Below are 12,677 nucleotides of genomic sequence, written 5' to 3' on the forward strand. Positions count from 1 at the left end.
ATCACACCTCTTTGCTTTTTCCCAGGGAGGACTCCTCCTCTTGGGAAGATTCTAATAGCCGACTGATCTTCTTCGCCGTGGAGTCGACCAGCGGAATAATCTTGGAGTACTCCATCCGTGTCGGACCGAGAATTCCCAAAGTCCCTAAAATCTGATCTCCCCTTTTATAATGGGAGACCACCAAACTACATCGATGATTTCCCAAAATGGGATTCTCAGAGCCGATATAGACCTGGACCCCCTCCGTTCCAATATACTTGTCGAGAAGTTGAATGATCACCTTTTTTTCCTCGAACGCACCGAGAAGCCCTTTCATCACGCGAAAGTCGGAAAAATCGGGCAGATCGATCATATGGGAGGCGCCGTCCATGTAGAGCTCTGCATCGCCCCCGCCGGTTCCGCCATCCATGAACGTCCGCCGTGTCAGCTCAAAGGTCTCTTGGAGAAGATGATCGTACAGATCTTTCATTTTTTGCATCTGCTTCAACAGCTTTCTCCGGATCTCCTGAAGGGTCAATCCTGAATAGAGATTGTTGAGGATGTCGGCCACCTTGTTGAGTTCTTTCTGAGACAGGTCTTCCGACAACTCAAAAAATTTATTCTGTATAAAGCCGTCTTGCGAGATACAGACCGCCATCACCGAACGCTTCCTCAAACGAACAAACTCAACCTGTTTAATCCGGGTTGATGAGAATTTCGGGGCGGTGACGATCGCCATATATTGGGAGACATCCGAGAGGAGCTTGGAGGTGTCTTGCAAGAGCGCCTGAATGGTTTCGCGCTGGACCAACTGCTCCGCTTGGCCAAAGAGCTCTTCTCGCTCTTTTGAAAAATCAGGGCCCTGAAAAAGGGTGTCGACATAGAACCGATAACCCTTTTCAGTCGGAATTCTCCCCGCGGAAGTGTGCGGCTGAGTCAAGAATCCTTGCGCCTCTAGATCAGCCATGATGTTGCGAATGGTGGCCGGACTCACCCCCATATCGAAACTGCGCGTAATCGTCTGTGACCCTACGGGAATCGCAGTCTTGATATAAGAGCTGACAATCGCTTTTAAAACAAATCTGCTGCGATCATCAAGAGACATAGAGACTTCAAACTCCGCGATAAGTATATAATTTCTATCTTAGCACTCTGAGCCATAGAGTGCCAGTACCCTATCAGATCACCCTTCCACTGTCAAGCAATTTGCCCTCTGTGGGATGCTCCGGGATCTCTACAAACTCCCCATCAACGCCTGCAATCGAGCGAGATTTATGAGTTCATATTGTAAATAAACATGAGACCTTCCAAGGTCAAGGTCGGTCTGATTTTTTGGATGGTACTGCATTCGGGCGCAATCAGGGTCGAGAGGCCGCCGGTGGCAACAACGAGCGCGTCCCTTCCGATTTCCTGATAAATTCGATGGACGATCTCATTGACCAAACCGACATAACCGAAGATCATCCCCGATTGAATGCTGCTGACCGTGTCGCGGCCGACGACCCCTTTCGGCTTAATCAATTCAACCCGGGGCAGTTTCGAGGCGCGGGCAAAAAGCGCTTCGGCGGAGATGATCAGCCCCGGCGCAATCGCTCCCCCTAAATAATCCCCCTCTTTCGAAATCACGCAGAAGGTCGTGGCCGTGCCGAAATCGACGATGATCAGCGGACCGCCATAGAGGCGGTAGGCGGCCGAGGCATTCACGATCCGGTCGGCGCCGACCTCTTTTGGATTGTCATATCGGATGCGAAGGCCGGTTTTGAGATCAGGGGTGACGACCATCGTCTCCAGTAAAAAATACTTCCGGGTCATCTCCTGAAGGACCGGCGTCAGCGGGGGAACCACGCTTGAAAGGATCGCCCCCTTCACCCGTGCCGCCTTGATTGCTTGTTGTTGGAGCAGATCCAGCAATAAGATTCCATATTCATCGGCCGTCTTCTGAAAGTGGGTCGCAACACGCCACTCTCCAACGAGGCGCTTCCCCTCAAAGATGCCGAAGACGACATTGGTGTTTCCGACGTCGATCACCAGGAGCAGTGAGGGTTGTTTTGCTTTCTTCGCGCGCATCCCGTTCCCTTATACAGAGGAGCTTTTCCCGTCGACGAAAGGATCTTCCACTTCCCGAAGATGAGTCACATCTCCCACCAAAATACGCCGGAGGCTCCGGTCGCCCATCCGGATCACCAGCGCACCATCTTCTTCGACCTGCTCCGCCCATCCTTCGAACTGCTGTCGGGCCGTCTGAACATGGACCCGCTTTCCCAGGGTCTGACAGCGCTCGCGCAGCTGTTGGAACAAGCGGGCCTTCTCGCTTTCGATCAAAGGATAGCGTTGAACGAGTTGGTTGAAGATCTCGATTAAAAGATCGGACCGGTCGACCGGCTGGCCGAGGAGACTCTTGAGTGAGGTGGCAACCCCCTGGAGCTCCGCCGGAAAATCGGCTGAATCGATATTGACATTCAGCCCCACCCCGACGACCAGAGGAGGAGATTGGTCCCCGCGGCTCTCCGTCTCCAATAAAATCCCGCCGACCTTTTTATCATCAAGAAGGATGTCATTCGGCCATTTGATCTGAGCGGTGAGTCCGGTGACCTTTCCAATCGCATCGACCACCGCCACTGCGGTTGCCAGGGAAAAGAGGGGAAACTCGCGGACCGGCTGATAAGGACGGAGCAGCAAGGAGAAGTAGAGGTTGACTCCATGAGGTGAAAACCAACTCCGCCCCAAGCGCCCTTTTCCCTTCTCCTGCGCTTCGGCGAGGATAGCGACCCCCCCCGGCAAGCCTTGTGAGGCAAGCTCCAGCGCAACCCGGTTCGTCGAATCGACCCGATCGAACAGCAACACCTCACGGACCCATTCGCGCACCTCGGTGTGGCTGCGGCAGTGCTTTTCAATTTTCGCCAGATCGAACGCCACACTATCTCCTTTGCGGATGGGAAGAGGGGGTCATCTCAAGACTGAGATCGGCGGCCGGCGCCGAGTGGGTAAGCGCGCCGACCGAAATCATATCGACCCCGCAGGCCGCGATCGCGGCGACCGTCTCCAGCCGCACGCCGCCGGAGACCTCTATTTTTGTCGCCGGTGCGGTGCGCCGGATCAGCGCCACCGCCTCTTTCATTTGCGGCAGGGTCATGTTGTCGAGGAGGAGGATCTCCACGCCGGCCTCAAGCGCCTCTTGAACCTCGGCCAAAGTCGTCGTCTCGACCTCAATCTTAAATGGATGTGAGAGGGCGGCGCGTGCCGCCTGGATCGCCGGCGCCACCACTCCGGCCAGCGCGATGTGATTGTCCTTGATTAGGACGAGATCCCCCAGATGGAAGCGATGGTTCCATCCGCCGCCGAGCCGGACCGCCTCCTTCTCGAGCGACCGGAGACCCGGGGTGGTTTTCCGCGTGTCGACGATCCGGGCGCCGCTCCCGGCGACCTGATCGACAAAACGACGGGTCAGCGTCGCCACCCCCGAGAGACGCTGCAAGAAATTGAGCGCCGTCCGCTCTCCCTTCAGGAGCACCCGACCGTCTCCGGAGAGCGTCGCGATCGAATCGCCCGGCTTTGCCCGTTGACCCGGCGCGATTTGAATATCGATCCGTATGGTGGGATCGAGCGCGTTGAAAACGGCGGCAAAAACATCGACCCCGGCGACGACCAGCTCCGCTTTGGCCACCACCTCTCCGACCGCCGGAAAGGGATTCGGGAAAAGCGCCTCTGTGGTCCGATCGCCATAGGCAAGATCTTCGGCCAGGGCGCGCACAACCCACTCTCTTAAGAAGACCGCCTCCGCCATCGCTTCCTCTACCGTATCACTCTGCCTGAGAAATCATTTTTCGGAACCGGTCGAGATCGGAGGTGACTTTCCGCTGCCGCTCGGTCAGATCGGCCCGCTGCCCTTCGAGCTTCTCCCGGATCTCCTTCGGCGCCTTGGCGATAAAATTCGGATCGGCGAATTTCTTTTCGACCGGCTCCCGCTCTTTATCGATCTTCGCCCGCGCTTTTTCCAGACGGTCGATCTCTTTGGTGAGTCGCGCTTCATTCAACGGAACATAAATTTTCACCATCTCGGTCTGAACCGTCGCCGCCATTTTCGGCAGGGGGAGATCGACGCCGATCGTCACCTCGGAAAGACGGGCGAGCCGTTGAATGTAGGGGAGAGCCGTTCGAAAGAGGTCGCGCGTCCGCTCGTTGTCGGCGCTGATCTCCACCGACAGCGCCTCCGCGGGTGGAATGTTCATCTCCCCCCGGAGATTCCGAATCCCAATGACACTTCCGATGACCACTTCTTCAATAATTGCCTCGATCGGCGCATTCAGCTTGGCCGGGTCAGGCAGCGGATAGGGGGCGACGGCGAGGCTCTTCCCTTCATGTGGAAAGTGGACCGCCAGCTCCTCGGTCATAAACGGCATGATTGGATGGAGCAACCTCAGCAGCGTTCCGAAGGTCTCGACCAGCGTCCGCTGCGTCGCCCGTCGCTCGGCCTCGCTCCCGGCCTGCAGGTCAACCTTTGACAACTCCAGGTACCAATCGCAGAACTCATGCCAGCTGAATTGATAAAGCGCCTGCGCCGCTTCATCGAAGCGATATCGCTCGAGTGCATCGTTGATCGATCCGATCGTCCGGTGCAGACGGCTGACGATCCAATGATCGGCGGGCGACCGCGCAGCCAGACCGGGCTCGGAAGCGGCGGCCTCCCATCCTTCCGGCAGGTTCATCAGAATAAACCGCGCGGCATTCCAGAGCTTGTTGGCGAAGTTGCGATAGCCCTCGATCCGCTCCTCGGCGAGCTTTACATCCCGCCCCGGCGAGGCCATCGCCGCCAGGGTAAACCGGAGCGCGTCGGTCCCGAACCGGTCCATGATCTCGAGCGGATCGATGACGTTCCCCTTCGACTTGCTCATCTTCTGCCCCTCGGCATCCCGGACCAGCGCGTGGATGTAAACATCCCGGAACGGAACCTCCTTCATGAAGTGAAGCCCCATCATGATCATCCGGGCGACCCAGAAGAAGAGGATGTCGAAGCTGGTGACCAGGGTCGAGGTCGGATAAAAGGTCTTTAAGAGCGCCTCCGCTTCCTTCCGCAGCTGCGGATCGGGCTGATGCTCCGCCGGCCAGCCGAGCGTCGAGAAAGGCCAGAGCGCCGAGGAGAACCAGGTGTCGAGCACATCGGGATCTTGCCGCAGCTCGGCGGAGCCGCAGCGAGGACATTTCTCCGGCGGGGTCAGCGCCACAATCGGCTCTTTACATTCAATCCGGCACTGTCCGATATCACTTCCCACACAGTACCAGGCCGGAATCTGATGCCCCCACCAGATCTGACGGGAGATGCACCAATCCTGGATGTTCTCCATCCAGCCGAAGTAGTTCGGCTCCCAGCTCTCCGGAATCAACCGGATTTTCTTTTGTCGAACCGCATCAATCGCCGGCTGGGCCAGTGAGTTTTTTGGATCGTTGATTCGGACGAACCATTGGGTCGAGAGAAACGGCTCGACGACGGTCTTACAGCGATAACAGCGGCCGACCGCGTGGGTGTGGTCCTCAATTCCGTGAAGCCGCCCCGCCTGCTCCAAATCGTGAACCACCTGCTGGCGGGCCTCCGCAATCGTGAGTCCTGCATAGCGGCCGGTCCGGGTCGTCTTCGCCAGGTGGCCGTCGGGGGTTAAGATATTTTCCACCGGCAGCCGATGTCGCTTCCCCATCGCCTCGTCGTTGAAGTCATGCGCCGGGGTCACCTTCACCGCGCCGGTCCCGAAGGTCCGGTCGACCGCCGGATCGGCGATGATCGGAATGTCAGCCCCGGTCAGCGGGAGCCGGACTTTCTTTCCGATCAGATCGGAATAGCGCGCATCCTCCGGATGGACTGCGACGGCGGTGTCACCGAGCATCGTCTCCGGCCGCGTCGTCGCCACGGTGATCATCCGGGAGGGCTCCTCCGCCAAGGGATAGTCGATCCGGTAGAGCTTCCCCCGCGTCTCCTCATGCTCCACCTCAATATCGGAAAGCGCCGTCTGGCAGCGAGGGCACCAATTGATCAGCCGCTCGGCGCGGTAGATCAGCCCCTCTTGATAAAGCCGGACGAAGACCTCTCGGACCGCGCGGGAGAGCCCCTCGTCGAGGGTAAAGCGCTCCCGCTCCCAATCACACGAAGCGCCGAGCCGCTTCAGCTGCCGCAGGATCGTTCCGCCGGAGCGCTCTTTCCACTCCCAGACCCGTTCAATAAAGAGCTCCCGTCCGAGCCGATGGCGATCAAGCCCCTCCTTCACCAGTTGCCGCTCGACGACGTTTTGCGTGGCGATCCCGGCATGATCGGTCCCCGGCACCCAGAGGACATTAAAGCCGCGCATCCGCTTCCATCGCGCGAGAATATCTTGGAGGGTGTTGTTCAGCGCATGCCCGACATGGAGCGAGCCGGTGACGTTGGGCGGGGGAATGACCATGGAGAACGGGGGGCGCGCCGAGGTCGGCTCGGCATGGAAGAGGTGCTCCTTCTCCCAAAAGGCGACCCATTTCTCCTCGACCCGCTTCGGGTCGTATACCTTCTCTAAGTCTTCTTTCGACATGATTCAACCAAAATAAAGAGGAAATCAGGGGAGTTATCTTAACATGGCGGCAGGGTGTTGTAAACCGCTTGCTGCGGGAAATAAGAACCGGTGAGGAGGGTTCGATCGGCGTTCGGCAGGAGAAAACCCGCGACAGAAAAGCTTGACAAAACGACCGACAATCATGTAGGGATTAAGCATGTTTCTTTCCCGTTCCGACCGCGACAAGCTTCTGGGTCTTCTCTTCCAACGCGCCTTCCGCTACAGCGAGACCCCCACCTTCAAACTGACCTCCGGAAAGATGAGCTCCTTCTACATCGATTGCAAGAAGGTCTCGCTCGATCCCGAGGGGGCATTTCTGATCGGAGAGCAGATCTTCGATCGAATCAAAACGCTCCCGGTCGATGGCATCGGGGGGATGACCCTGGGAGCCGACCCGATCGCCACCGCCGTCTCCCTCATCAGCTTCCTGAAAAACAGACCGATTCCCGCCTTCATCGTCCGAAAGGAGCCGAAAGGGCACGGCAGCGAACAGCAAATCGAAGGAACGCTCCCGGCCAACGCCAAAGTGGTGGTGGTGGAGGATGTCGTCACCACCGGCGGCTCCACCCTCCGGACGATTGAGGTCTTGAGGAAAGCGGGTCACTCGATTTTAAAGGTCATCACCCTGATCGACCGGAAGGAAGGGGGAGCCGAGATCATCGGCTCCGAAGGAATCGGCTTCGAATCCCTTTTCACAATCGACGATCTGATGCGCCTGGTCCGGTTTCAGAAGTAGCATCTTCTCTTTGAAGCCGCTTCCGCAATAACCAGGTCCTTCCTGATTGTTTTATTGCGCATTGGCAAACCACACGCTAAACTCCTCTGCCGAAACCGGACTGCTGATCGAATAGCCTTGGGCGGCATCGCACCGAAGCCGAGCCAAATGATCCCAGATCTCCCGATTCTCGACCCCTTCTGCGATCACTTTCAAACCGAGATGATGAGAGAGATCAATGATCGATCGAACGATGAGGGAGTCTCCTTCATTCGTGTTCATCTCCCGAACAAACGATTTATCGATCTTGATCGCCTCCACGGGGAGCTTCCTCAGATAACTCAACGATGAATAGCCGATTCCGAAATCATCAATCGAGAAGCGGACCCCGATTTTATTCAGCCGGGTCAGGGTGGCGATCGCCCGCGCGGGATCGGACATGATGACACTCTCCGTAATCTCCAGCTCCAGCCATTTTCCCTCCAGCTGATGTCGTCTCAACAGATCCGCGATCTCATCGGGAAAGCGCGAATCTTGGAGGTTCCGCGCCGAGAGATTCACCGCCACGCTCACCTTGACTCCCGCTTCATGCCAGGCCCGACACTGACGCAGCGCGACATTGAGAACCCAGAAGGTCAGCGGCTCAATGAGCCCGGTCTGCTCGGCAATTCCGATGAACTGGTCCGGAAGGTTGGTCCCATACTGGGGATGCTCCCATCGAACGAGCGCCTCGACCCCGGTGACACAATAGGGGGCGATCGTCACCTTCGGCTGGTATTGCAAAAAGAGCTGGTCCTGATCGATCGCCGATCTGAGTTCTCCCATTAAGACCAGGCGGCGCGGACTGAATTGATCATGCTCGGCCGTATAGAGCACGCAGCCGCTCCCCTCTTGCTTCGCGGCATACATCGCCACATCGGCGCGCTGCAAGAGAAGCGCGGCTCCTTCTCCATGAATCGGAAAGAGCGCCACGCCGATGCTCGCTCCGATATGGAAGTTTAAGCCATTCAACGTGAAGGGCCGCTCCAAGCCGCGGAGAATTTTCTGTGATGCAGTGATCGCCCCTTCTCTTCCGGTCTCCGGCAGAAGCACTGCGAACTCATCCCCTCCCAATCTGGCTACGGTATTGGAGGCCCGCAGCACGGCCTGAATCCGCGCCCCGACCTGCTGTAAAAGGGTGTCTCCCATGGAGTGGCCCAAGGTATCATTGACCTCTTTGAAATGGTCGAGATCTAAAACCAAAAGGGCGACCGGTTTTTCTTCCCGTTTTCCGGCGAGAATCGCCTGCTCCAATCGATCATAGAGGAGGGTGCGATTGGCCAGGCCGGTCAGGGTGTCGTGCGTTGCTTGATACTCCAACGCCGCCGCTTGCGTCTTTCGCTCGGTGATGTCTTTAAAAATGACGACCGCTCCCACAATTTGGTCCCGCTCGCGGATCGGCGTCCCGACATACTCTACTGGAAAAGAGTCGTTGTCCTTTCGCCAAAAGAGCTCGTCCGCGACGGAATGGACATCGGTGTGGGCAAAAGAGGCGTAAATGGCCTGATGCCCTCCCGGAGGTGAGCTCTCAAGCCCACCGGGAGAGCGGGCGATCGAGTGGACCGGCTTTCCGATGAGCTCCTCTATTTCATAGCCGAGCATCCGCGCCGCGGCCGGATTGACGAAGGTGGCTTTTCCCTCCAGGTCTAATCCATAGATTCCTTCTCCCGCTGCGCTGAGGATTAATTCGTTTCGTTGCGCCAACTGCTCGCTCATTTGATTGAAACTGCGCGCCAGATCTCCCAGCTCGTCTTTCGAAAGAACCGGAATCTTGGCCCCATACTCTCCCCGGCTGATCCGGCGGGTTCCCTCGGAAAGAAGCTGCAGCCGTTGGAGGATCCCCTGAAGAAATACAAAAATAATCCCGAGGATCAGCACCCCCATCGCCACGATCATCCAGATGATCTGATTCGATACTTTTCCGGCCGCCTCGAGCGCTTCGCCCATTGGAAATCCGAGCCGAAGGGTTCCCAGCCGGGTCGCTTCATTCGCCGTCTCTTTCCCCCCCAGGAGCAAGAACTCTTCTCCGGAATCGGCCCGGCGAACGGCCCAAACCGGAAGGGAGAGGTCGACGACCGACTGCCCGCCGGCCGAAGAAGATCGATAGGCGGGGCGGTCCAATGAAAGCGCCTCCTGTGTGGCCGGGTCATGGTAGCGCTTTCCGGTTTCGACCACGTTGGTATGGGCCAAGACATCCCCTTTCTGATTCAACGCAATCGCATAAAGCGCGCCCGTCCGGACGAGTCCCGCCTGCAGCAGCGGCAGCAAAAGGGCCTCGCCCCCCTGGGCAAAACCGGCGGCCGCCTCTTGCGGCAGATCGACCGCTTTCAGAAGGCCGCGCTTGGAGACCTCATCCATTAAAATGGCACGCACCACCCGCTTTGAGAGGACGGTCAAAAACCCGCCCGACACCAGTGCGACCGCCAAGAATACCAGAAAAACCTTCGTCTTTAACCTCACGGCAATCCTTTCTTCCGTTCCTCCGGCGGATTCTGAACGATCTCCAGACCGAGCCATTGAGCCATCCGCGGATGCAAGACCACCTCCGCCTGCATCGGATAAAAGGTCCCTTGAATCCTCTTATCCGCCAGTACTTGCTTGACGGCCATCGCCGCCGTTCGTCCGATTTCCCGAAAGTCGGCCGAGACCGAAGCGGTGGCTCCCTGCTCCACCAGACCGGCGATCGGCACGTAAAATGGAATGGCATTGGACCAGGAAAATTCCTTGAGAATTGAAAAATTTCGCAGGGTCACCAGGATCGGATCGGGGGTGAGCCAGACCGCATCGATCTTGGTATAGAGGGCCCGCAGCCGCTCCGGAAGATCCTTCGGATCACCCAGCTGCTCGGAGAGAATTTCAATTCCGGCCTTGGCGGAAGCCCGTTGGAGCTCTCGCAAGTCACTCTCCAACGGCTTTGAGGACCAGAAAACCGCGAGCCGTTTGAGCGAAGGTTGAATCTCCTTGATCTTCGATAAAATTACCTCTGCGCGCGGGAGCATCTGAATCTCGACAACGCTTGGACCAAATTCCTGCGGCGCCAGTTTCGTTCCGGGCGCCATACAATAGACCACGGTCACACGGCTCGGATAATGGCGGAGGGCGGCCTTTCCGCCAAACGCAACGACGACCCGCGTTTCGGGACCGATCTCCGGCTCCTCTCTTGAGAGAAGCGCGGCGGGAACACGGCGGCCTAAGGCATCTTGAAAGCCCTCATACGCTTCCCGATAGGCGGCCACCTCGGAGCTGAGGATGGCAACCACCTCCTCGGCCCGCGCCAGCGCCGGCCGGTGAATGGCCGAGAAGGCCATCATCGAGAAGAACATCCATTGAGCACCCGCCCGTTTCATCCTCTCCCCTTTTCAGAACCGAACGGAAACTTCTCCATAGTAGGTCCGGGGTACTTCCAGGCCGTCAAAGTCGATATATTCGCGATGTCGCGGCGAAAGGAGGTTCTGCCCCGCCAGCGCGACCTCCACCGAGCGTATGGGACGATAGGCCAGCCGGGCATCGAGCCGCCAATACGCCGGGAACGATTCAATTAGGCTTCGGTTGGCAGGCGCCGTGGTATACCCGCTTTTATAGCCGGCATGCATTCCGGCGGAAAAACCGGAGCCGAGATAGACGGTTCCACCGAGGTTCACCTTGTGGCGCGGCGTTGCCGTGGTGATGACGACGTCGTCCAACCTATCCTCAATCCGCTCGAACGTGTAGTTAACGTAAGTTGACGTGGCCGGGGTGAGCCAATAAACGAACTTGGTCTCGACCCCGCGCGCCGCCGCGCGGTTGCGATTGCCGAAAGAAATGATGACCGGCATGGCCGTCGGATCTTCGACAAAGCTGGCGCTCACATCGTCAATTTTCATATAGAAAAGATTCGATTCGAATTCAAGACGGCCGAGGAAGAAAGTCCCCCGATACCCGGCTTCGTAAGAGTGCAAGCGCTCCGGTCGGAGGCTCGGATTCCCGACAATATGGGCCGCGGGGCTTGGAATCTGCATAACCCCCCGTTCATACAGATCAGGAAGGGTCGGCGCCAGGGCGTAGGAGATCCGGAGGGTATGATGTTCGACGGGGGTCCAGAGCGCGGCAAGCTGATACGCAGGCTGCCATCCGCTCGTGTTCGAGTCCTCATAAGAAAGCGCCCCCACGAGAATCACGGAATAGAGCGGCTTGGCGGTTTGATGGACAAACCCGCGGAGAAGCCGACTTCGTTGCGGCGGTTTTTCCAAAAACACTTCCAGAGAAGAGGCCGCGGAATGCCGGTAGTTTCCCCCCCAGGTCGTCTCGAAGAGCCCGCCGCCCCACCCCTGTCGATAGAGCGCCTCAAGATCAAACTGCGCATAATCGACCTGAGCCAGATCGGGATAGACGCCGGCGTTCTGAGCGGTATAGGCGGTCATGATCTCGAGGGAGGCATCCGACGCCACCTGTTTTGAAAACCGCCACATGCCGAAGCCGGTTCGGAACTCTCCCTCTCGACTTCGTGGGACGGTCATCTCATCCCACGATCCTCCCAAGAAGAGATCCATCTCCGCTCCCGCGGGATGCCACCCTCCTCTAAAATTAACCTTGTTGGATCGGAGGGAATCCTCTCGCCACCGGCCCGAAGGAGTGACGAAAAAATTCTCGCTTTGATAACTGTAGCTTAAGCGGAAAGGGAACGCTTCTTGGAAGCGGCTCTGCACAGAAAGGGCCGAGCGAACGGTCTCCTGATTTCCGACATCGGCTCTCGCCGCCAGTGCGTTTTCTTCTTCGGGACGGTGGGTAATAATGTTGATGACGCCGAGTCCGGCGTTCGAGCCGTAGAGCGCGGCATTCGGCCCCCGAATAATTTCAATCCGCTCGATGTCTTGGATTTGAACAGGGAGTTGTTCCCAATCGACCCCGCCTGAGTAGGCGGAATAGACGGAACGACCATCGACGAGGACCAGCATGTTGTTGACATACTCTCTGGGAAAACCGCGGACCGAAACGATGGCACGGCCGCCGACGCCGGAGCGTGCGTCGAGGACATCCATTCCGACCCTGAAACGGAGTAAATCCCAGAGATGGACCGCACCGGAGGCTTCAATTTCTTCGGCGGTGATCACATCGACGGCAACGGGAGACTCTCGTGTCGGCTGGAGACGGCGGGATGCGGTAGTCGTCTTCGCCTCCTCTTCAAAAAGCTGGAACGGGTCGTCATCGGCTCCCTCTCCCGTCGTTGGGACGAGCACGATCATCCATATCATAAAAACCCAGACGCCGACCCCCTTCACCCGCACCCCACTTCAGCCGGCCATCCCACCAATGGCTTCTTATACGGTATTGGAGCTCCAAAAAGGACATTCGATTTCTGAAGAAGGCAATCTGGATTTCTAGCGTCTTTGCGC

General features: G+C 57.8%; 9 protein-coding genes. 1 reads left to right on the forward strand and 8 read right to left on the reverse strand.

All coding sequences use genetic code 11. The features are described 5' to 3' along the window. Position 1: 1 nt before the first annotated feature. The 5 genes from hrcA to HY282_14105 form a co-directional block, all read right to left on the reverse strand. Positions 2 to 1,084: a heat-inducible transcription repressor HrcA gene (gene hrcA / locus HY282_14085; protein ID MBI3804882.1), complete on the reverse strand. Its 1,083-nt coding sequence runs from the start codon at positions 1,082 to 1,084 to the stop codon at positions 2 to 4. A gap of 167 nt (positions 1,085 to 1,251) precedes the next feature. Further along, on the reverse strand, positions 1,252 to 2,016 hold the full coding sequence (locus HY282_14090) for a type III pantothenate kinase (GenBank protein ID MBI3804883.1): 765 nt from the start codon (positions 2,014 to 2,016) through the stop codon (positions 1,252 to 1,254). 39 nt (positions 2,017 to 2,055) lie between these two features. Next, positions 2,056 to 2,895: a biotin--[acetyl-CoA-carboxylase] ligase gene (locus tag HY282_14095; GenBank protein ID MBI3804884.1), complete on the reverse strand. Its 840-nt coding sequence runs from the start codon at positions 2,893 to 2,895 to the stop codon at positions 2,056 to 2,058. Position 2,896: 1 nt separating this feature from the next. Then, positions 2,897 to 3,763: a carboxylating nicotinate-nucleotide diphosphorylase gene (gene nadC, locus HY282_14100; protein ID MBI3804885.1), complete on the reverse strand. Its 867-nt coding sequence runs from the start codon at positions 3,761 to 3,763 to the stop codon at positions 2,897 to 2,899. 16 nt (positions 3,764 to 3,779) lie between these two features. Beyond that, positions 3,780 to 6,530, reverse strand: coding sequence for a valine--tRNA ligase (locus HY282_14105; GenBank protein ID MBI3804886.1), 2,751 nt, complete (start codon positions 6,528 to 6,530; stop codon positions 3,780 to 3,782). A 178-nt stretch (positions 6,531 to 6,708) separates the two neighbouring features. On the opposite strand from HY282_14105, the gene pyrE reads away from it, so the two are divergent. Beyond that, positions 6,709 to 7,287: an orotate phosphoribosyltransferase gene (pyrE, locus tag HY282_14110; GenBank protein ID MBI3804887.1), complete on the forward strand. Its 579-nt coding sequence runs from the start codon at positions 6,709 to 6,711 to the stop codon at positions 7,285 to 7,287. 51 nt (positions 7,288 to 7,338) lie between these two features. Here pyrE and HY282_14115 read toward each other — a convergent pair whose 3' ends face one another. Genes HY282_14115 through HY282_14125 form a run of 3 tightly spaced genes read right to left on the reverse strand, consistent with a single transcriptional unit; the run spans position 7,339 to position 12,536 of the window. Continuing rightward, the gene (locus HY282_14115; GenBank protein MBI3804888.1) at positions 7,339 to 9,765 is read right to left on the reverse strand and encodes an EAL domain-containing protein; all 2,427 of its coding nucleotides are present in this window, start codon (positions 9,763 to 9,765) and stop codon (positions 7,339 to 7,341) included. Further along, on the reverse strand, positions 9,762 to 10,652 hold the full coding sequence (locus tag HY282_14120; GenBank protein MBI3804889.1) for a hypothetical protein: 891 nt from the start codon (positions 10,650 to 10,652) through the stop codon (positions 9,762 to 9,764). The genes HY282_14115 and HY282_14120 overlap by 4 nt, the downstream gene beginning before the upstream one ends. A 12-nt stretch (positions 10,653 to 10,664) precedes the next feature. Next, positions 10,665 to 12,536: a TonB-dependent receptor gene (locus tag HY282_14125; protein MBI3804890.1), complete on the reverse strand. Its 1,872-nt coding sequence runs from the start codon at positions 12,534 to 12,536 to the stop codon at positions 10,665 to 10,667. Positions 12,537 to 12,677 lie beyond the last annotated feature (141 nt).

It is taken from the genome of Candidatus Manganitrophaceae bacterium (assembly GCA_016200325.1).
Taxonomy (GTDB): Bacteria; Nitrospirota; Nitrospiria; order SBBL01; family Manganitrophaceae; genus Manganitrophus.